Source organism: Enterococcus sp. DIV0008 (genome assembly GCF_050542615.1).
GTDB classification, from domain to species: Bacteria; Bacillota; Bacilli; order Lactobacillales; family Enterococcaceae; genus Enterococcus_D; species Enterococcus_D innesii.
Window position 1 is genome coordinate 1,313,237 of the sequence record NZ_CP172937.1, and the last position, 18,258, is coordinate 1,331,494.

At 42.2% G+C, this 18,258-nt stretch carries 21 protein-coding genes and 1 other annotated feature; of the genes, 11 read left to right on the forward strand and 10 right to left on the reverse strand.

The genetic code is table 11. The annotated features are described in order from the left end of the window. Nucleotides 1-65 precede the first annotated feature (65 nt). Nucleotides 66-704: a cyclic di-AMP binding protein CbpA gene (gene cbpA / locus IGI84_RS06295; protein WP_077452493.1), complete on the reverse strand. Its 639-nt coding sequence runs from the start codon at nucleotides 702-704 to the stop codon at nucleotides 66-68. Nucleotides 705-859: 155 nt separating this feature from the next. Here cbpA and rpmG point away from each other — a divergent pair, with 155 nt between their 5' ends. The 4 genes from rpmG to IGI84_RS06315 all read left to right on the forward strand — a co-directional run bounded on the left by rpmG (nucleotide 860) and on the right by IGI84_RS06315 (nucleotide 3,475). Further along, nucleotides 860-1,012 (forward strand): 50S ribosomal protein L33, encoded by a 153-nt coding sequence (gene rpmG, locus IGI84_RS06300; RefSeq protein WP_005229764.1) that lies wholly within the window; start codon nucleotides 860-862, stop codon nucleotides 1,010-1,012. Between the two features lie 12 nt (nucleotides 1,013-1,024). Next, nucleotides 1,025-1,195, forward strand: coding sequence for a preprotein translocase subunit SecE (gene secE / locus IGI84_RS06305; RefSeq protein ID WP_005229766.1), 171 nt, complete (start codon nucleotides 1,025-1,027; stop codon nucleotides 1,193-1,195). Between the two features lie 118 nt (nucleotides 1,196-1,313). After that, on the forward strand, nucleotides 1,314-1,856 hold the full coding sequence (nusG, locus tag IGI84_RS06310) for a transcription termination/antitermination protein NusG (protein ID WP_005229769.1): 543 nt from the start codon (nucleotides 1,314-1,316) through the stop codon (nucleotides 1,854-1,856). A 128-nt stretch (nucleotides 1,857-1,984) separates the two neighbouring features. Continuing rightward, nucleotides 1,985-3,475 (forward strand): DUF1576 domain-containing protein, encoded by a 1,491-nt coding sequence (locus IGI84_RS06315; RefSeq protein ID WP_200125137.1) that lies wholly within the window; start codon nucleotides 1,985-1,987, stop codon nucleotides 3,473-3,475. Nucleotides 3,476-3,627: 152 nt separating this feature from the next. On the opposite strand, the gene sdaAA is transcribed toward IGI84_RS06315, so the two are convergent. Both sdaAA and sdaAB read right to left on the reverse strand, forming a co-directional pair. Further along, entirely contained in the window at nucleotides 3,628-4,500 is an 873-nt protein-coding gene (gene sdaAA / locus IGI84_RS06320; RefSeq protein WP_077452491.1) for an L-serine ammonia-lyase, iron-sulfur-dependent, subunit alpha, read from the reverse strand. Nucleotides 4,501-4,513: 13 nt separating this feature from the next. After that, complete coding sequence (gene sdaAB, locus IGI84_RS06325) at nucleotides 4,514-5,179, reverse strand: L-serine ammonia-lyase, iron-sulfur-dependent subunit beta (protein WP_005229781.1); 666 nt, start codon at nucleotides 5,177-5,179, stop codon at nucleotides 4,514-4,516. Nucleotides 5,180-5,496: 317 nt separating this feature from the next. On the opposite strand from sdaAB, the gene rplK reads away from it, so the two are divergent. The 4 genes from rplK (at nucleotide 5,497) to rplL (ending at nucleotide 7,898) form a co-directional block, all read left to right on the forward strand. Continuing rightward, nucleotides 5,497-5,919: a 50S ribosomal protein L11 gene (rplK, locus tag IGI84_RS06330; protein ID WP_005229787.1), complete on the forward strand. Its 423-nt coding sequence runs from the start codon at nucleotides 5,497-5,499 to the stop codon at nucleotides 5,917-5,919. A gap of 100 nt (nucleotides 5,920-6,019) precedes the next feature. Beyond that, the gene (gene rplA / locus IGI84_RS06335; RefSeq protein ID WP_005229790.1) at nucleotides 6,020-6,709 is read left to right on the forward strand and encodes a 50S ribosomal protein L1; all 690 of its coding nucleotides are present in this window, start codon (nucleotides 6,020-6,022) and stop codon (nucleotides 6,707-6,709) included. A 63-nt stretch (nucleotides 6,710-6,772) separates the two neighbouring features. Next, nucleotides 6,773-6,899, forward strand: a sequence feature (ribosomal protein L10 leader region). A 65-nt stretch (nucleotides 6,900-6,964) separates the two neighbouring features. Beyond that, nucleotides 6,965-7,465 carry a 50S ribosomal protein L10 gene (gene rplJ / locus IGI84_RS06340; protein WP_016610861.1) on the forward strand — a complete coding sequence of 167 codons (501 nt, stop codon included), beginning with the start codon at nucleotides 6,965-6,967 and terminating at the stop codon, nucleotides 7,463-7,465. A 61-nt stretch (nucleotides 7,466-7,526) separates the two neighbouring features. Continuing rightward, a complete protein-coding gene (rplL, locus tag IGI84_RS06345) occupies nucleotides 7,527-7,898 on the forward strand; it encodes a 50S ribosomal protein L7/L12 (RefSeq protein ID WP_003127081.1) in 372 nt (123 codons plus the stop codon). Nucleotides 7,899-8,013: 115 nt separating this feature from the next. On the opposite strand, the gene IGI84_RS06350 is transcribed toward rplL, so the two are convergent. Then, entirely contained in the window at nucleotides 8,014-8,187 is a 174-nt protein-coding gene (locus IGI84_RS06350; protein ID WP_005231922.1) for a hypothetical protein, read from the reverse strand. A 148-nt stretch (nucleotides 8,188-8,335) separates the two neighbouring features. Continuing rightward, nucleotides 8,336-9,355, reverse strand: a complete 1,020-nt coding sequence (locus IGI84_RS06355; RefSeq protein ID WP_140965515.1) for a branched-chain amino acid aminotransferase — start codon at nucleotides 9,353-9,355, stop codon at nucleotides 8,336-8,338. Nucleotides 9,356-9,565: 210 nt separating this feature from the next. Here IGI84_RS06355 and IGI84_RS06360 point away from each other — a divergent pair, with 210 nt between their 5' ends. Further along, nucleotides 9,566-10,534, forward strand: coding sequence for a pyridoxal-phosphate dependent enzyme (locus tag IGI84_RS06360; protein ID WP_096742531.1), 969 nt, complete (start codon nucleotides 9,566-9,568; stop codon nucleotides 10,532-10,534). Between the two features lie 95 nt (nucleotides 10,535-10,629). Here IGI84_RS06360 and IGI84_RS06365 read toward each other — a convergent pair whose 3' ends face one another. The 5 genes from IGI84_RS06365 to IGI84_RS06385 all read right to left on the reverse strand — a co-directional run bounded on the left by IGI84_RS06365 (nucleotide 10,630) and on the right by IGI84_RS06385 (nucleotide 15,904). After that, nucleotides 10,630-11,067, reverse strand: coding sequence for a helix-turn-helix domain-containing protein (locus IGI84_RS06365; protein WP_144771550.1), 438 nt, complete (start codon nucleotides 11,065-11,067; stop codon nucleotides 10,630-10,632). 9 nt (nucleotides 11,068-11,076) lie between these two features. Next, on the reverse strand, nucleotides 11,077-12,627 hold the full coding sequence (locus IGI84_RS06370; protein WP_430600929.1) for an ATP-binding cassette domain-containing protein: 1,551 nt from the start codon (nucleotides 12,625-12,627) through the stop codon (nucleotides 11,077-11,079). A gap of 97 nt (nucleotides 12,628-12,724) precedes the next feature. Further along, nucleotides 12,725-13,543: a TPM domain-containing protein gene (locus IGI84_RS06375; RefSeq protein ID WP_077452486.1), complete on the reverse strand. Its 819-nt coding sequence runs from the start codon at nucleotides 13,541-13,543 to the stop codon at nucleotides 12,725-12,727. Next, nucleotides 13,540-14,661 carry an ATP-binding protein gene (locus tag IGI84_RS06380; protein ID WP_077452485.1) on the reverse strand — a complete coding sequence of 374 codons (1,122 nt, stop codon included), beginning with the start codon at nucleotides 14,659-14,661 and terminating at the stop codon, nucleotides 13,540-13,542. The genes IGI84_RS06375 and IGI84_RS06380 overlap by 4 nt, the downstream gene beginning before the upstream one ends. A 16-nt stretch (nucleotides 14,662-14,677) precedes the next feature. Further along, nucleotides 14,678-15,904, reverse strand: a complete 1,227-nt coding sequence (locus IGI84_RS06385) for an SPFH domain-containing protein (RefSeq protein WP_077452484.1) — start codon at nucleotides 15,902-15,904, stop codon at nucleotides 14,678-14,680. 283 nt (nucleotides 15,905-16,187) lie between these two features. Here IGI84_RS06385 and dnaX point away from each other — a divergent pair, with 283 nt between their 5' ends. Together dnaX and IGI84_RS06395 are read left to right on the forward strand one after the other, a co-directional pair. Further along, complete coding sequence (dnaX, locus tag IGI84_RS06390) at nucleotides 16,188-17,909, forward strand: DNA polymerase III subunit gamma/tau (protein WP_200125057.1); 1,722 nt, start codon at nucleotides 16,188-16,190, stop codon at nucleotides 17,907-17,909. 20 nt (nucleotides 17,910-17,929) lie between these two features. Beyond that, nucleotides 17,930-18,244, forward strand: coding sequence for a YbaB/EbfC family nucleoid-associated protein (locus IGI84_RS06395; RefSeq protein ID WP_081118470.1), 315 nt, complete (start codon nucleotides 17,930-17,932; stop codon nucleotides 18,242-18,244). Nucleotides 18,245-18,258: the final 14 nt, after the last annotated feature.

The following is an 18,258-nucleotide window of genomic DNA, read 5'->3' on the forward strand; positions in this document are numbered from 1 at the left end:
CTTTGATGGTTCTCAAAAAACAAGAAAAAGATCATTCCTAAGAAATGAAGGAATGATCTTTTGTTTTATTCTGCTTTTAAGTCTTCGATCTCCACAACTTTGAAGTTTTTTGCTTCTAGTTGCGTAACGATCTTGTCGCATAATTCTTTTGATGTGTTTGCTGGTAAAGTGATCATCGTACGACGAATAAATTCGTCTTTGCCGATATCCAGTGTGATACAGCTGGCGATACTGCTGTATTTTGCGATTATTTTTGAGATAACCGCTAAGTCGCCTTGTTGACCTGTTGATGCGATCGTCAACACATAGCTTCCTTGCTCAACGCTCCATGATTGTGACAACATATTCAATAAGGAGCTGTGGGTCAAAATGCCGTAAAATTGATTGTTTTCATCTAGTACCGCAATATAAGGCAATTCTTTGATCGTAAAGAAAACCTTAAAAAATGAAGAGTTGACATAGATGAACTTCGTCGCATTTTTTAGCAGATAGGTGACGGGTAAAGTCATGTCACCGCCGTTTGCTTTATGGCGATAGATGTGCATTTTATAAATATTTCCTCTAAAAATCTTTCCTGATTCATCTAGGATAGGCACACAACGATAACCAGACTCTTCTAAAATTGCCAGCGCTTCTTCTAAGGTAGCTGTTTCCTTTACCGTTGTTAAATCGCGTTTTTTGTAAACCATTGTTTTTAATAACATAATTTTCCCTCCCAAATACCCATTTAACACCATTATCATACCACAAAATCAGCAGAAACTATATTTATACGACAGAAAATCAAAAATTGACACAATCTTAAATAAGTGGTATTTTTAGTGTTGGAAAACTTTATAAAAAGGGGGAGGACACTAAGATGGCAACGAAAAAAGCTGCTTTGGCTTGTTCTGTCTGCGGATCCCGCAACTATTCAAAATCAGTCAGTGAAGGTAAAAAAGGCGAACGCCTTGAAATCAACAAATTTTGCAAGTATTGCAATCAGTATACTTTGCATCGTGAAACGAAGTAAGGAGGGAATCGAATGAAATTTTTGAAAAATGTTGTTGAAGAAATGAAAAACGTTTCTTGGCCATCAAAAAAACAATTACGCAAAGATACCTTTGTGGTGATTCAAACAACCATTATTTTTGCATTGATGTTCTTTGTGATGGACACACTGATTCAAACAGTCTTCAATTGGATCCTAAAGTAAGACTTCTTACTGATAGCGCTAGTCATTTATCGCAAATCATGCTATAATCGCTTTGAGGAAAAACTTCGGTGCAGCTGAGGTTTTTTTATTTTACAAAAAGATGGGGAGTCCGAAAAAAATGGAATCTTTTGAAAAAAATTGGTATGTTCTACATACGTATTCAGGTTACGAGAACAAAGTAAAAGCAAACCTAGAGTCACGTGCACAAAGTATGGGGATGGGTGATTATATTTTCCGTGTCGTTGTTCCCGAAGAAGTGGAAACAGAAGAAAAAAATGGCAAAACCAAAGAAATCGTTCATAAAACCTTTCCTGGTTATGTGCTAGTTGAGATGGTCATGACGGATGAATCTTGGTACGTGGTTCGGAATACACCAGGTGTGACTGGTTTCGTTGGCTCTCATGGTGCAGGAAGCAAGCCGGCGCCTTTATTACAAGAAGAAATCAATTCGATTTTGCGTTCGATTGGTATGAGCACCCGAACAGTTGAGTTAGAAGTAGAAATCGGCGAAACCGTCAAAATCATCGAAGGTGCGTTCTCTGGTTTAGAAGGTCAAGTAGCAGAAATCGACGAAGAAAAACAAAAACTAAAAGTGAACATCGATATGTTCGGTCGTGAAACCAGTACGGAACTTGATTTTGAGCAAGTAGATAAAATTTAACTGCTGGATAGACTAGCATGAACGGCTCATTTACGGTAAAATAACAGTAATGAGAATAAAGTGGACCAATTCGTTGGCCCACTTTTTTTCTCAAAATGAGTAAGCGCTTTATAAGAGGAAGGGGTCCTATGTCAAAATTAGTTACTTTTTTTAGAGTAAAGTTTCACAATGTTTTTCATCCCCATACTAAAGGGATGATTTCTGTACATAATGGGTATAGCTTGTTGTTTCTTTTTAATTTGCTGCTGTTTTTCTTTGCCATGTTGTTTTTCGATCCAAGGGTGGTAGTCGAAGAGCTCAAGTTGATTTTATTTTCGGAAAGTCATCTTGTGACAGATTATATTGCTATGACTTCTGTAGGGACGGCTTTATTAAACAGCAGTTTGATGACGTTTGTAGCGATCTCGATTTGTTATCATTATCGGGTGCCGATCACAGGCGGTGCGGTGTCCGCTATCTTTATGGTGACTGGGTATGGTTTTTTTGGAAAAAATCTACTGAATTTTATCCCAATATTTTTAGGCGTTCGACTGTATTCGTATTTTATGAACGAACCATTGAAAAAATTTCTGTTGATCGCCCTCTATGGGTCATCGGTTTCCCCAATCGTCAGCTATTTTGCTTTCAATGATTCCTTGCCACCTTATTTTAGCTTAGTGATGGGGTATGGCATTGGAATTTTTACCGGTTTTTTGATGGTTCCCATGGCACTGTACTTTCAAGCGCTATTTCAAAGTGTCAGTCTTTACAGTGCGGGGTTCACTTCAGGAATGCTATGTACACTAGTTGCCGCTATCTGTCGGATGTTTGGCCTAACGATCGAGCTGCGAACAATGGTGTCACAAGAACAGCAACCGCGTTTGATTTTCATGATGCTGGTTTTAGGAAGTATGCTCGTAGGCTATGGTTCGCTGATGGCGATCAAGAAAAAACGGTTGAATATGCGAGCGATTTGGTCTCATAGTGGCAAAATCGAACGCGATATTTTACGTGATACCGGCGTCTACAATACCATGATTAACATGGGCTTGATGACGTTCTTGTTGGTGGCTTATGTAGTCAGTATTGGTGCGGTTTTAAATGGACCTGTCATCGGTGCGATCTTTTGTGTCATCGGCTTTTCTGCTTGTGGCTCTCATGTCTTTAACTCACTCCCTTTATTGGCAGGAGTGACGATCGCCAACCTATTGAGTGTGTATACTATCAACGAGACGGTCACAGTCACATCAGCGATTTTTGGGATGATGCTCTGTGCAGTAACGAATGCCTATGGCTGGAAAGGGGGCTTGGTGGTTGGCTTTGTCCACGCCTCTATGGTACTGAATATTGATTTCTTACATGGTGGCTTGAATTTGTATAATAATGGTTTTTCTGGCGGGTTAGTCGCCATGATGATCATTCCCTTGTTGGATCTCAGCAAACAGCTTTGGCAAAAATCAGCCGATCAGGTGCCAGCTACCCAGAAAGAAAAAACACAAACAGTCTCGAAAGTACAAGAAAGTGAACAGCCATTAGTCCCATTGGATCAAACAGAAGGAAAACCTAAATTTTCCGAGCCTGTGAAGGTATTAAAACCCGTTGCCCAAAAGAAACGCTATGGAGTAGGCGAGTGGGAGTAGAAAAACCGCCAATGTCATTTGTTACTTGTTTAACAAACGGGGGTTACTTGTCTTTTTGTCGCTGGAAATCATGGGAAAATGAAAACCAACCAAGAACAAGCAATGATTGGTTGTTCTTGGTTGGTTTTTATTGGTGTTCATTTCTAAAAAAATCAACGATTGGCTTCTAAGATTTCTGCCTGTAGGCGTTGGGCAGTTGGGGTCATGGCTAGACCGCCTTCAGCCGTTTCCTTGAAAATGCTAGGCATTTGCCGACCGACTTGATACATCGCTAAGACCACTTCATCTGGTGGGATGACACTTTCGATTCCTGCCAGTGCCATGTCGGCAGAGATAAAGGCTTGGGAAGATCCCAGGGCATTGCGCTTCACGCAGGGGACTTCGACTAAGCCCGCGACAGGGTCACAAATCAAGCCCATCATATTTTTTAACGTGATCGCCACCGCTTGAGCCGCTTGGTGAGGGGTGCCACCTTTTGCACAAACCAAAGCCGCCGCAGCCATTGCGCTAGCAGAACCGATCTCCGCTTGACAACCGCCTTCGGCACCGGAAATCGAGGCATTGTTGGCAATCACCAGACCAAAGGCGCCGGCTGTAAACAAAAAGTCGACTTGTTGCGCTCGAGTCAGTGCCAAACGCTCACGCACGGCCATCAATACACCAGAAACAACACCCGCACTACCGGCAGTCGGAGTGGCGCAAATCAAGCCCATTTTCGCGTTGACTTCATTGACTGCAATGGCATTTTGGACCGCTTGTAGAATGGTTTCTCCGCTTAAAAAATCACCGGCAGCAAGGTAGTCGTTCATCCGTGTCGCATCGCCACCGGTCAATCCCGTCACCGATTTAACACCAGAGACACCTTCAGCGACTGATTGTTCCATAACAACTAAATTCTTTTCCATGATTGCAAGGATCTGTTCGCGACTTCGGCCAGTATTTTCTGCTTCGATCGCAATCATCATCTCTGCAACGGAAGGATAATTTTTACTTTGTGTTACTAGTTCTTCTATTGTATAGAACATGTTCCTATCTCCTTTAATCAAAATACGCAGCGCTGTAAACGTGCGGCAAAACTTTGATTTGTTGCGCCAGCTGATCATTACGCTGATCGACTTCGATGATCATGATGGCTTTATCACCGACAGCTTCTCTTGTAACGGTCATCGTACCGATATTGATTTGAGCCTCTGATAGTAAATTGGTTACTTTCGCAATCATTCCTGGAACATCTTGATGGACGATCACATAAGTTGGCGTACCCAGCGTCAGAGAAATTTTGAAGCCGTTAAGCTCTGAGATTTGAATATTGCCACCACCAATCGAAATACCAGTGACGGATAGTTTGTGGCTACCTTTTGTCAAAATCATCTTGACCATATTTGGATGTTCCGCTTTTTCTTTTTTAGGGACGAATAAGACTTCGATCCCTTTCTCATAAGCGATTTTTAAAGAGTCTGCTAGGCGAGCGTCATCTGGCTCCATGCCTAAGAGACCGCCAACTAACGCAATATCGGTTCCATGACCGCGATAGGTTTTGGCAAACGATTCATACAGCAGGATATCTACACTGTCTGGTTGTTCACCAAAAATACTGCGAACGATTTTTCCGATCCGGGCAGCACCGGCTGTATGAGAACTGCTGGGACCCACCATGATGGGTCCGATTATATCAAATACACTGCGGTATTTTAATTGTTCCATTTTTTCACCTCGATAGTAGTAAACGAATAGGGAAGAATTCCAGTAGTAGTGTAGCATAAAAAAATGAGAGAATGAAAAAAGCAGACCAAAAGCAAGGGATTTTTATTTATTTTTTTATCGAAGGAATAACGAAAAGCGCTGGTGAGTATTTTTTCGAAAAAATCAGCTGAAAAACCTTGAATTATTCCTTAAAGATGCTATAATATTCCAGTGTGCTTTCGTCACACGTTTTTTGTGTGTGCACATGAATCACCAAAGTGGGAGGAGAAATTTGGATCTCCAATTAACCACATCACGGACTCAAGGAGGTATGTCTCGTGGCAAAAAAAGTAGAAAAAATCGTTAAATTGCAAATTCCTGCAGGTAAAGCAACACCAGCTCCGCCGGTAGGTCCTGCGCTAGGTCAAGCGGGTATCAACATCATGGGATTCACTAAAGAATTTAATGCTCGTACAGCTGATCAAGCAGGTTTGATCATTCCAGTAGTGATCTCTGTATACGAAGACCGTTCATTTACTTTCGTTACAAAAACACCACCAGCAGCAGTATTGTTGAAAAAAGCAGCAAACGTTGAAAAAGGTTCAGGCGAACCAAACAAAACAAAAGTTGCAAAAGTTTCACGCGATCAAGTAAAAGAAATCGCTGAATTGAAAATGGAAGACCTAAACGCAGCTGACGTTGAAGCAGCAATGCGCATGGTTGAAGGAACTGCACGAAGCATGGGGATCACTGTAGAATAATTACAGCCCTAAGGAAGTAGCTTCTCAGTCGGCTTCATATTGAAAAATATGGGACACGTGGGAGGTTCTACCGTTATAACCACATCAAGGAGGAAACAAAATGGCTAAAAAAAGCAAAAAAATGCAAGAAGCATTGAAAAAAGTTGATGCTACAAAAGCTTATTCAGTTGAAGAAGCAGTAGCTTTGGCAAAAGAAACAAATATTGCAAAATTCGACGCAACGGTTGAAGTTGCTTACAAATTAAACGTAGACCCTAAAAAAGCGGATCAACAAATCCGTGGCGCGGTTGTATTACCAAACGGTACTGGTAAAACACAAACAGTTTTAGTTTTTGCTAAAGGCGATAAAGCCAAAGAAGCAGAAGCAGCTGGTGCTGATTTCGTTGGTGACGACGATATGGTTCAAAAAATCCAAGGTGGCTGGTTCGACTTTGACGTTGTTGTTGCAACGCCTGACATGATGGCTACTGTTGGTAAATTAGGTCGTGTATTAGGCCCTAAAGGTTTGATGCCTAACCCTAAAACTGGTACAGTAACAATGGACGTAACAAAAGCAGTTAACGAAGTAAAAGCTGGTAAAGTTACTTACCGTGTTGACAAAGCTGGAAACATCCACGTACCAATCGGAAAAGTTTCTTTTGAAGATGACAAATTGATCGAAAACTTCAAAACGATCCATGAAACATTGTTGAAAGCTAAACCTTCAGCAGCAAAAGGTCAATACATGAAAAATATCTCAGTTACAACAACATTTGGACCTGGGATCCATGTAGAACAAGCTTCTTTCTAATTTAATACAAAAATTTAAAACTTTTATTGACTTGACTGCCTTATCTATGGTAAGGTAGTCAAGGTTAAAAGTTTAACTGTACCGAAGACAGTAGGTGGCATTTGCCTTAATTTCCTACCGAGGACGTTTATTGAGAACCTTCAATAGTCCCTCTATGTCTACGGTGGCATAGAGTTTTTTATTGTCTTTTTTTAAGACAAAGGAACCGTTCGTTTCGAAGAAACTCTTCCATCAAAATCAGGAGGTGAAATATAAATGAGTGAAGCAGCTATCGCTAAAAAATCCGCGATCGTTGATGAAGTGAGTGAAAAATTCTCTGCAGCCGCATCTGTAGTCGTTGTTGACTACCGTGGACTAACTGTTGATGAAGTAACTCGCTTACGTAAACAATTGCGTGATGCAAACGTTGAGATGAAAGTTATCAAAAACTCAATTCTTTCTCGTGCTGCTGAAAAAGCTGGTCTAGAAGGTTTAGGTGAAGTATTCACTGGTCCTACTGCCGTAGCATTCAGTAACGAAGACGTTGTTGCACCTGCAAAAATCATTAACGATTTCGCAAAAGACGCAAAAGCTTTAGAAATCAAAGGCGGTATCATCGAAGGCAAAGTTTCTTCATTGGAAGAAATTACTGCATTGGCGAAATTGCCAAACCGCGAAGGACTTCTTTCTATGTTGCTATCTGTGCTACAAGCACCTATCCGCAACGTGGCTTACGCTGTCAAAGCAGTGGCAGAAAAAGAAGAAGATGCAGCATAATTGCCGCATGATTTTTCAGTATTAAAAAACTAAACTACTTACTTAAATGGAGGAAAACAAAATGGCATTGAACATTGAAAACATTGTCGAAGAGCTAAAAGGCGCGACAATCTTAGAATTAAACGATTTAATTAAAGCTATCGAAGAAGAATTTGGCGTATCTGCTGCAGCTCCTGTAGCTGTAGCTGGTGGAGCTGGCGATGCTGGTGCTGCTGAAGAACAAACTGAATTCACTGTAGAATTGACTGCAGCTGGCGATCAAAAAGTTAAAGTTATCAAAGCAGTTCGTGAAGCAACTGGCTTAGGCTTGAAAGAAGCGAAAGCAGTCGTTGACGGAGCTCCTTCAGCAGTTAAAGAAGGCATCTCTAAAGACGAAGCTGAAGCATTGAAAGCAGCTTTAGAAGAAGTTGGCGCTTCAGTAACAGTTAAATAATTTTTCTTAGTGTCAAATCCTTTTGTATGAAGGGTTTGGCGCTTTTTTTAATAAATGAAATCCCTGCAAAAGGAATAAGCAGCGATCCCCGTTTCTTACTAGCGAGGATCACTGCTTATTTTTTTCGAAATTGTTGGAATAGGAACACAAAAATAAAAAAGAAAAATGCTTCCCACAATGTTGTGGTCCAGCTAAAACTGCGGTTGATACCAAAAACGAGATTACCGATATTGGAAACCACCAAATACAATGCTGTTGCTAGCAAAGAATAGCCGAGTCGTTTGCCCATCATTATGCCTCCCTTTGCTATGATTGTAACAAGTCAAAAGAGTTGTGGCAATCAATTCTAATGTAGTGATGATAAATTGATCGATAGAAAGAGAAAAACCGAACGATCACAACGGATCGTTCAGCTGAAGAGGATATACACAGTTCGCTTAACCCAATGGGACGTCAAAGATCCAACCAGTTGGTGCGGCAATGTCTCCGAATTGAATGCCGGTCAATTGGTCATACAATGCTTTGGTTTGTGGACCAACTTCCGTTTCGCTATAGAACACATGGAAATCCTCACCGTTTTGGATCCCGCCGATCGGAGAAATAACAGCAGCTGTTCCGCAGGCACCCGCTTCGACAAAACGATCCAGCTCATTGAGATAAACATCACCTTCAACCGGGGTCAATCCTAATGAATGTTGCGCTAGATGCAGCAATGAATATTTTGTGATACTTGGCAAAATAGAAGGAGATTTTGGTGTCACAAATTCATTGTCAGCCGTGATCCCGAAAAAGTTGGCAGAACCGACTTCTTCGATTTTGGTATGTGTTTCTGGATCAAGATAGATGCAGTCAGAAAATTTCCGTTGATGGGCTTCGTATCCAGGCAATAAACTCGCCGCATAATTTCCGCCAACTTTGGCTGCACCAGTACCATTTGGTGCCGCGCGATCATAATCAGAAACAATGAAATTCGTCGGTGTCAATCCGCCCTTAAAGTAAGGGCCGACAGGCATACAAAAAACCGTAAAAATATACTCTGGTGCTGGACTGACACCGATGTTTTCTCCGACGCCAATCAATAGCGGACGAATATACAAGGTGGCGCCGCTGCCATAAGGCGGAACATATTCCTGATTTGCTTTTACAACTTGTTTTACCGCATCTAAGAAGAAATCCTCAGGAACCTCTGGCATGCGCAGACGATAGGCACTGCGGTTCATCCGTTTGCTATTTTCGTCTGGACGGAACAAATTGATGCCGCCATCTTTTCTTCGGTAGGCTTTTAGTCCTTCAAAACATTGCTGTCCATAATGAAGAGCGGTTGATCCCTCGTGGATATGCAGATAATTATCCTCGGTAAGTTCGCCTTCATTCCAAGAACCGTCTTTCCATGTTGCCAAAAAACGCCATGGCGTTTTGATATAAGAAAACCCTAAATTTGACCAATCGATTGTCATTCGTTCACACCCTTTTTTAATTTTTCTAAGTATAGCACTTCAGAAAAGAAATGTCATTATTTTCTGAAAATTCTTCTGTAAGAATATTTGGTGACATTAACGTGTAAAGAAAGAGGAAGTGATCTTTGCTTGTACGAGTTCCCCAGATTGTTTTTCTACAAGTTCTGTGCTTCAATGAGAGTATAAAAAAACAAAAAAGGGGGAACGTTTGTGATTGAGGAAGTGTTGACGGATAGTCTAGGGATCGCTGCTGCGTATCGACGATTGAAACCAATCATGATCCATACACCACTTGCACCAAGTAATATTTTAGGTAAAGAAAAAGAGGGCACGATATTTTTGAAATTAGAAAATTTACAGCGCACCGGCTCCTTTAAAGCGCGTGGGGCGTATAACAAACTCGCTTCATTGACTGATGCAGAAAAACTTCGCGGTGTCATTGCCTGTTCTGCAGGAAATCATGCACAAGGTGTTGCCCTCGCCGGATCGTTACTGGGGGTCAATGTCCGAATCTTTATGCCATTGACGGCCGCCAAAACAAAAATAGAGGCGACAAGAAGCTATGGCGCACAAGTCGTTTTAGCAGGAGAGACGTTTGATGAAACCAAACAACTGACACTAGAGGCCATGCAAGACAGTGGCGAAGTATTTGTCTCTCCTTTTGATGATCGTGCAGTAATGGAGGGGCAAGGAACGATTGCGATCGAACTGTTGGAGGATCTTCCGGATGTTGATAATGTCATTATTCCCATCGGCGGTGGTGGGTTGATCGCTGGGATCGCTTTAGCCTTAAAAGAACTTCGTCCAGAAGTCAAGATCATCGGCGTTCAATCCTATGGCGTTTATGGCATGATCGCCTCACTTTGGCAGCAAAAGCTAGTAGCCAATCGCCGTAGCCGAACAATCGCCGACGGCTGTGATGTCGCTTTGGCAGGGGAGCTGACCTATGATGTTTTAAAGACCCGTATCGATGAAACAGTCTTAGTTGAAGAATCCGACATCGAACAAGCGATCCATTACTTGGCTTTGAAGGAAAAAGTCATTGCAGAAGGTGCCGGTGCATTAAGTACGGCGGCGATTTTAAGTGGACAGATCGATCATTTGCTTCGAGGAAAGAAAACTGTGGCATTGGTCTCCGGCGGAAATATTGATTTCTCTGTGTTTAAGGAAATCATCTGAGTGCAACAAGCCTTCCAAAAAAGAAAGAAGAGACCTGATTAGACATTCTACTAATTGGGTCTCTTCTTTTAAATTCAAAGCAGGTGCTCAGATGATTACTTTGGAGGAGAAAGGATTGCTTCGATCCACTGTCCAAAGGTTGTTACATATTTCAAGGGTCCGACCAATGTAAATCGTGCCATCGTTGGGTTGATTTTTTCAAAGTAAAAACGCCGACTTTCCCCTGAGTAAAGTGCATTGAATTCATCAATAACGATTTTTTTTTGCTGTTGTAGCAATTCCTCTGATTCAATAAAGAAATCAATGGCAAGTAAGCTTTCGGGTATCTGTTTTTCTGAACGTATTGAAGCAAAAGAAAGCAGGGGATCTTCAAATGGTTCGCCCATCAACGAAGCCACATCTTTGTAAGAAAAGCGCCACTGCCCGCCAATTTTTGTCCCTTTAAGTTGGTTGGTCTTTTGATAATTTCGGATGGTTCGAGTCGTTACGCCCAGTTTTTCAGCGACTTCTTCAACGGTATAATAATCTTTCATCGGTCCCTCCTACAAAGCGATTGTACGATCACAAAAGCGTTGCTCCTCTTTCTTATGACTAGTATAGATGATAATGCGTTTTTCTGCATGTTTTTTTAAACACTTCATAATCTTTTCGGCAGCTTCATCATCAAGGCTGCTGGTAGCTTCGTCTAAAAGAATGATTTCGGCATCACTTAATAAGATGCGAGCTAGAGCGATTCTTTGCTTTTCTCCTCCAGACAAGTCGGCACCATTTTCCGTAAGCCTGCTAGTCCATGAGCGCTGTTGAAAAATAGGCGCTAAAATACCAGAGGTTTCGTTAATTGTTTTTTCTTCTTCCGTCATTTTTCTTCCCCATACAAGATTTTCTTCAATTGTCCGAGAGAGAATCGTAGGGTCTTGAGCAAGGTAGATGGTTTTATCTGTTTCAGGGTTTCTTGGCTTGATGCATTTACTCTTCGTTGAAAGCGAAATTCCTTCTGATGGATAAAGGCCAGCAATTGCCTTTAAAAACGTTGATTTTCCTTTTCCTGAAGCGCCAGCCAAGTAAATATGTTCACCAGGTTTCAAGGTTTCTTCAATGAGAAAGGAAAAGCTGTGGTTGCCAATGGATACGACAGGGTGGTCGACAGTAAGACTCAGAGTAGCTTCAGTCGTTTGGTTCCAGAAGTCATCGGGAGCAGCCAATTCTTCGTTAACAAAACGTTGATTGGTCCTCAGAGTAGCGGTATCAAGATTGATTTTCGTTAAACCACTTAACGCAGAAAAGTAAATGGGTAATAGCACGCCAATCAAAATCAACGCAGAGGTTGGCAGTTCATCTTGTAATATTCCTTGAATCATAAACAAATAGATGCCGATCTGGGCGATCTGATTGATCGCGTTAAGGACTAAACTAGTCGTTTGGGCAAATGTATTGGTGTTTGCTAATGTTTGATACATCGATGTCAATTGAGAGGAAAACAGCTGCTCAAGAACAGCGTCACTCCATTGCTTCATTGTATCAATATGGGACAATGTTGTTAACATTTCCTTATTGCTGAGAGCAAATGCTTCTTGCATATTTTTCATCTTAATACTCAACTGTTGATTGATCCATCGAAACCCAAAAACATTGATGGGAAATAGCAATAGTAAAATGAAACCCAGTAAATAATGCAATTGGAAACACAAAAAAAGTGGGATCAGCATTAAGAAAAAGCAGCGAATAGCTTCGCTAAAACTACCGCAAATAAACAAGTATAAGGAATCAACAACGCCAAAGATGCGGTTTAATAGATAAGTGGGCTCCTTTTCAGAGAGCTCAACATAACTCTTCCTTTTCATTTTTTTTAACAATTCTAAGAGATGGCGCACATTCATCGAAGCTGCATAGCGCTCTTTCATCACAATCAATAAGAATTGCGCGCAATAAGTAATGCTTAATATGAACGCTAATAAGCCGACGAGATGATCAAAGCGCAGTGCGTGATCTTCTTGTAGAAGCAAAGGGAAAGCGAGGTTTGTCAGGACAGTCAAAAAAACTAGCAAACTACTCAAACTGATAAAAAGTTTATTGTTTCTAATAATTTCAAACATAAAATCAACTCATTTCCTATATTTTCCTAAATGGTAGATGTTTTTATGAAAAATGTCAACAAAAAAAGAGTTCCTGATTAAAGGAACTCTTGAAAAATCAAAAGCTGCGTCCGCCGCCACCGAATGTACCGCCACCGGAAGAGTGGGTCGTACTGCCGCCACCGCCGCCAGAAAAACCACCGCCGCCTCCACCATTATTCGAAGGACGGGGGATGCGTCTGGTTGTGACAAAGGAATTGACTAAGCGATCTTCTTTTTGGGTTAGATCAATACTTGATTTTTCTAGATAGTTAAATTTGTAGCCGCCCATTTTTAATTGATAACGGGATTTAACAATGATGAAAAAGGCGATACTGATCACTGCCGCGATCGCTAAGCAAATAGCAATTTCTAGTGGCGTTATCACTTTGTAATAAGTAATTTTTCCGGTATCACGATCGATACGATAGTGATCGGCAGGAACACCCGCTTCCACAAAACTTTCTGCTTTTTGCAGATAGACCAATGCCGCTTGATAATAATTTCCCTCTGCCATCTGGTCAAATACCGCATCAAGTAGCTTATCTAGACGTGAATCGGTAAGATAATCGATCATATTTCCGGAAGTAGAAACGTGAAATTCCCGTTGCGCCATATCGATCACCAATGCCGAACCGTTGTTGTCATTGCCGATCCGTCTTGAAAGATATCGATCAGTGTACAACTCGATATCTCCCGTATTGCTGTTCGTTGTTTGAATAAAAACTTCGCCTTTGATCTTCGCATTCAGCGCTTCTGCTTCCTCGTTCAACTTCTGGATCTCTTGTTCGGTAAAGAGTCCAGCGTGGTCTGCGACTGTCTCTTCGGCTGCGAAGGCGGGCAGGGTGGTTAAGAAAAAGCCAACTAGCAGAAGCAACAAATAAGATAGTTTTTTCATAAGAAATACGCTCCAATCAATGCGAGGATGGTCGTTGCCGCGAAAATGGCGCCGCTGACGATTCCCAAGCGTTTGTAACTGATCGGTAAAACACCGCTGACTTTTCCTGTTTGCCCATTCATCGCATAATAAAAGGCGCTCTTGTTTTCATCATCGGCTCGATAGGTCACTAGCCATACAGGAAGCAAAACGTAGTTGTTTTCTTCTTTTGTTAGATTGATGGATCGATTGTTGCGTTTAAAACTAGTATAGCCATTGACGGTGCCTGCTAGCAGGTTTTCAGCATAACCCGATAATTCGTTTTTGACTTCGTCGGAAAGATCGATGTACTCAATGTCTCTTTTTTCTGCTTGGAAGCCGGCTAAATACTGACTGCGAAACGCAACGGCTTTTTCAAGGGGGAACGGTTGAACGCCAGTTACCATTTTTTGTTGGACGTTTTTTGACAGTGCATGCTTGAGTAATTCGTTCACCTTGATTTTGCCTCGCCGCAAGACGTCGTATTGTTTATGCTCAGTATATTCAATGTCACCAACCCGCCAAATACGCAAGGAGGTACCCATTCCTGAAAGCGAACCATTCATCTCGGCATCGACGACCCAATAAGGGAAGTATACGCCAGTCAATTTCTCTACTTGTGCTTGGTCGAAGAAATCCCGTGGGACGAATTTTTTCTTTTGTGCCCATTCTAAAAACTTTTTCGTTGCTTCTTCTTTTTCGATCGCAAAGGGAAGGACTTTGTTTGGCAAAAATTCTCCCGAAAGCCGACCAGATAAAACGACCGGATTATGGCAAAAGTAGCAATAAGTTGCGGCTGTAGTCGCATCCGTCACGATTTCAGCACCGCAGCTGGGGCAGGTGAAAAGGTCCATCTGCCCCGCTTGTGCATCGGCTTGCTCTCTAACTTCTTCTTGAAGGGACGGTTCGGTCTCGGTCGCTGCAGAAGGATCTGAGACTGGAGTATCGGCCATCTGCGCTTCTTTTTGCTTTTCTTCAAAGGCAGTGACTTCGTCTTCAGTAAAAATACTCAGACAAAATGGACAATGAAATTTTTGATCGCCAGGATCAAAGGTTAAAGCGCCCCCACAATTGGGGCACTTATGTGTGATAACATCCATCAGCAATCCTCCTCAATTAGTCTACTGGGACACCTTTGAAAGGTTTGCCGCAATTCGGACAGAATTTTGGAATACCGTTGGCTAAATCGATCACTTCACCACAATCGCTGCATTTCATTTTTAGGCTTGGTCCATCGCTCGTTGGTTTTGGCGTCCCGCAATTGCTGCAGAATTTACCAGTATTAGAGGTGCCGCATTGTGGACAGTCCCAATGATCTGCGTTGGTTTGTGCGGAAGCCTGTTGCTGCATTTGCTGTTGGTTGTTTTGTGACGCTTGGTTCAAATAACCGCCACCAGCGTTCATCCCCATGCCCATGCCAACAAACCCAGTCGTAGCCCCAGCGGCATTGCTACCGGCAGATTCCATACCACGAGCAACCGAACCTTGAACATAGCCTTCACGAATCGAAGGGTCGCCTAACATTGCCCCTTGGTTCCGCATGTTGATCAGTTTTACGGAATCATCCGTATAAGAGATGCTTGCGACAGCAACCGAAACGATTTCCATTCCTCGGAGTTCTCGCCAGCTGTCATCAAGAACCGTTCCCATATATTTGCTTAATTCCATACTCTTAGATGGAACGTAAGAAATTCGTTCGCCATCTGCTGACATTTTGTTGATCGCTGTTTGTAGGGCGGTCAAGAATTCAGCTAAGTACTGCTCATTGATGTCGTTAATATCGACTTGACTTTTGTTTTTGGGGATCGCATTCGTATAGAACAAAATTGGATCGGTAATTCGTAAGGAATAGTTTCCGTGCGCCCGCAAGAAAAGTTCTGCGTTATAAAAGTTGTCAAAATAATTCAAAGGCGATGAAGTACCGAAGCGAATCCCTTTGATTTCTTGTAGATTGATATAAAAAACTTGTTGTTTTTGCGGTGTAACGCCACCAAACTTAAAGCGGTCGAAGGTTTCAGAAATCGCATCTTTCAATGAACCATTCAACATCGAAGGCGCTAATTCGTTTTTCACTGTATAGTAGCCTTCTTCGGCGGTATAATCGATGATTCGCCCGCCATCAACCAATAACATCATCATATTCGGATAGACATGGATCACTGAGCCATCAGTGATGACATCTTCCGTGCCTTTTCTGTTGGCACCGCGTTTGTCATTACGCCGCACTTTGACACCTTTTGTCATTACTGTCGAATCACTCATATTGTCAGGCTCGATCACCTCTAGCCATTGATCTGCTAATCCGCCGCCAATTGTGCTTGTTGCCGCTTTGATAATACCCATTTTCAGTCCTCCTTTAAATTGTTTTCATCACAATAGATGAACATAGATTCATTATACCATAGGAGGAGAGATATACGTTATCAGTCTAAAGTTGGAGAAGAGGAATGGTCTTTTTTCTTGAAAATAGGGAGGAACAAAAGGATATAGTGAGTGAAAGCGCGCGGAATGGCTCTTCGAATTAAATTTCCATTTCTTTTGAGATTCCACCACGCAAACGGTGGTTTTTTTAGCTGATATTACGTATAATAGAAGGTAGCGAATTTTGAAATGAGTGTGGAAAACTATGGCCTATCAAGCATTATATCGTGTTTGGCGTTCTCAGCGTTTTGATGATGTTGTCGGACAAAAAGCAATTACCCAAACCTTAAAAAATGCAATCGATCAAAACCAGATCTCGCATGCCTATTTGTTTACGGGTCCTCGAGGAACCGGGAAAACAAGTGCAGCGAAAATTTTTGCCAAAGCCATCAATTGTCCAAACCAGGTCAACGGTGAGCCTTGCAATGAGTGCGGCATGTGTCGCTCAATCACAGCAGGGACGCAAGAAGACGTGATCGAAATCGATGCGGCAAGCAACAACGGTGTAGAAGAAATTCGCTTTATTCGTGATCGTGCGAACTATGCACCGACCCAAGCTGAATACAAGGTTTATATCATCGATGAAGTGCACATGCTGTCGACAGGGGCCTTCAACGCGTTACTAAAAACATTGGAAGAACCAAGGAAAAATGTTGTCTTTATTTTGGCAACAACAGAGCCCCATAAGATTCCAGCAACGATCATTTCTCGTACCCAACGCTTTGATTTCAAACGAATCAATACACAAGACATCGTGGGTCATTTGGAAACGGTCCTTACTACTAGTGAGATCAATTACGAAGCAGAAGCTTTACAGATCATTGCGCGAGCCGCAGAAGGCGGGATGCGGGATGCCTTGAGTATTACCGACCAGGCGATCGCTTTTAGTGATGGAACCGTAACGACCCAAGATGCTTTAGAAGTGACGGGCAGCTTGTCCTATGAAATGATGGACCGTCTGATGCAGGCTTGTGGGGAAAAAGAAGTTGCCGATGCGTTAGCGACCTTGCGGGAGTTATTAGCCTCTGGTAAAGAAGCCCGCCGTTTATTGGAAAACTTGTTGGTTTATTGTCGAGACTTGCTGATGTATCAACAAGCGCCGCAGCTGCTATCTGAAAAGTCGTTGCAGTTGACGGAAGCGTTTCAAACACTGGCAAAAAATACCCCGCCAGCAAAGATCTATCACTGGATCACGGTCTTAAACGATACGCAAAATGAAGTACGATTTACCAACAATCCTACGATTTATTTGGAAGTGGCTGTGGTCAAATTAGCCAATGATCCAGAAAGTGCTGCTGTTGCTAGCAATTCAGCTGACAATAGTCAAGAAGTGGCGCAGTTGCGTCAAGCACTGCAAAAGCTTCAAGCAGAAGTACAACGACTGCAAGAGAATCGACCAGCGGGTGCCGTTGCTGAGACCAACGCGCCAGTGAAGAAAACCAAGGCAACCACTACGTTCCGTTTACCAAAGGAACGCGTGTTCCAAGTACTGAAAAGTGCCACGAAGAAAGACTTGGCAAATGTTCGTAATGTCTGGGACGATCTTTTGATGTCTCTTTCCGTGACGCAAAGAGCGATGCTGCACTCCAGTGAAGCAAAAGCTGCCAGCGAATCGGGCGTCGTGATCGCTTTTGACTATGAGATTTTATGCCAACGAGCAAGTAACGACCAAGAGTTTCAATTGATGATCCATAATCAATTGTCCCGTATGATCAAAGACTACGCGCCGCAGGCTGTCTTTATTACAAAAGAAAGTTGGCCGGCGCTAAGACAAGAGTTTTTGGCTGGCGGTCAAGCAACGGAAGAGTCGGAAATTGAAGTAGAGCAAGAGGATACCGAAGTGGTCTCTGTCGAACCAGAAAATGATGACTTAGTAACCAAAGCGCAAGAGTTATTTGGTGAATTAACCAGCATTGAAGAAAATTAATGAAAATGGAGTGATGGATAATGATGCGAGGCATGGGAAATATGCAAGGCATGATGAAACAAATGCAAAAAATGCAAAAAGAAATGATGAAAGAACAAGAAGCGCTGAACAGCAAACAATTTATCGGCGAATCGACAAATGGCTATGTCAAAGCGACCTTTACTGGCGATAAGACGTTACAAGACATTGCTATCAATGAAGCAATCGTTGATGCAGACGACGTGGAAATGCTGCAAGATATGATCATCCTGGCAGTAAACGATGGTTTAAAGAAAATTGAAAAAGAATCGGAACAAACAATGGGCAAATATACACGAAACATTCCGGGTCTATAAAAGGAGAAATGACG

Bases quoted from the DNA above. Each gene is read 5' to 3' on its own strand.
- IGI84_RS06315 (WP_200125137.1), top strand. From the start codon at position 1,985: ATGTCAAAATTAGTTACTTTTTTTAGAGTAAAGTTTCACAATGTTTTT.
- rpmG (WP_005229764.1), top strand. From the start codon at position 860: ATGGCAACGAAAAAAGCTGCTTTGGCTTGTTCTGTCTGCGGATCCCGC.
- sdaAA (WP_077452491.1), bottom strand. From the start codon at position 4,500: ATGTTCTATACAATAGAAGAACTAGTAACACAAAGTAAAAATTATCCT.
- dnaX (WP_200125057.1), top strand. From the start codon at position 16,188: ATGGCCTATCAAGCATTATATCGTGTTTGGCGTTCTCAGCGTTTTGAT.
- cbpA (WP_077452493.1), bottom strand. From the start codon at position 704: ATGTTATTAAAAACAATGGTTTACAAAAAACGCGATTTAACAACGGTA.
- nusG (WP_005229769.1), top strand. From the start codon at position 1,314: ATGGAATCTTTTGAAAAAAATTGGTATGTTCTACATACGTATTCAGGT.
- IGI84_RS06375 (WP_077452486.1), bottom strand. From the start codon at position 13,543: ATGAAAAAACTATCTTATTTGTTGCTTCTGCTAGTTGGCTTTTTCTTA.
- rplJ (WP_016610861.1), top strand. From the start codon at position 6,965: ATGAGTGAAGCAGCTATCGCTAAAAAATCCGCGATCGTTGATGAAGTG.
- sdaAB (WP_005229781.1), bottom strand. From the start codon at position 5,179: ATGGAACAATTAAAATACCGCAGTGTATTTGATATAATCGGACCCATC.
- rplL (WP_003127081.1), top strand. From the start codon at position 7,527: ATGGCATTGAACATTGAAAACATTGTCGAAGAGCTAAAAGGCGCGACA.
- IGI84_RS06380 (WP_077452485.1), bottom strand. From the start codon at position 14,661: ATGGATGTTATCACACATAAGTGCCCCAATTGTGGGGGCGCTTTAACC.
- IGI84_RS06355 (WP_140965515.1), bottom strand. From the start codon at position 9,355: ATGACAATCGATTGGTCAAATTTAGGGTTTTCTTATATCAAAACGCCA.
- IGI84_RS06365 (WP_144771550.1), bottom strand. From the start codon at position 11,067: ATGAAAGATTATTATACCGTTGAAGAAGTCGCTGAAAAACTGGGCGTA.
- secE (WP_005229766.1), top strand. From the start codon at position 1,025: ATGAAATTTTTGAAAAATGTTGTTGAAGAAATGAAAAACGTTTCTTGG.
- rplA (WP_005229790.1), top strand. From the start codon at position 6,020: ATGGCTAAAAAAAGCAAAAAAATGCAAGAAGCATTGAAAAAAGTTGAT.
- IGI84_RS06350 (WP_005231922.1), bottom strand. From the start codon at position 8,187: ATGGGCAAACGACTCGGCTATTCTTTGCTAGCAACAGCATTGTATTTG.
- IGI84_RS06395 (WP_081118470.1), top strand. From the start codon at position 17,930: ATGATGCGAGGCATGGGAAATATGCAAGGCATGATGAAACAAATGCAA.
- IGI84_RS06370 (WP_430600929.1), bottom strand. From the start codon at position 12,627: ATGTTTGAAATTATTAGAAACAATAAACTTTTTATCAGTTTGAGTAGT.
- IGI84_RS06385 (WP_077452484.1), bottom strand. From the start codon at position 15,904: ATGGGTATTATCAAAGCGGCAACAAGCACAATTGGCGGCGGATTAGCA.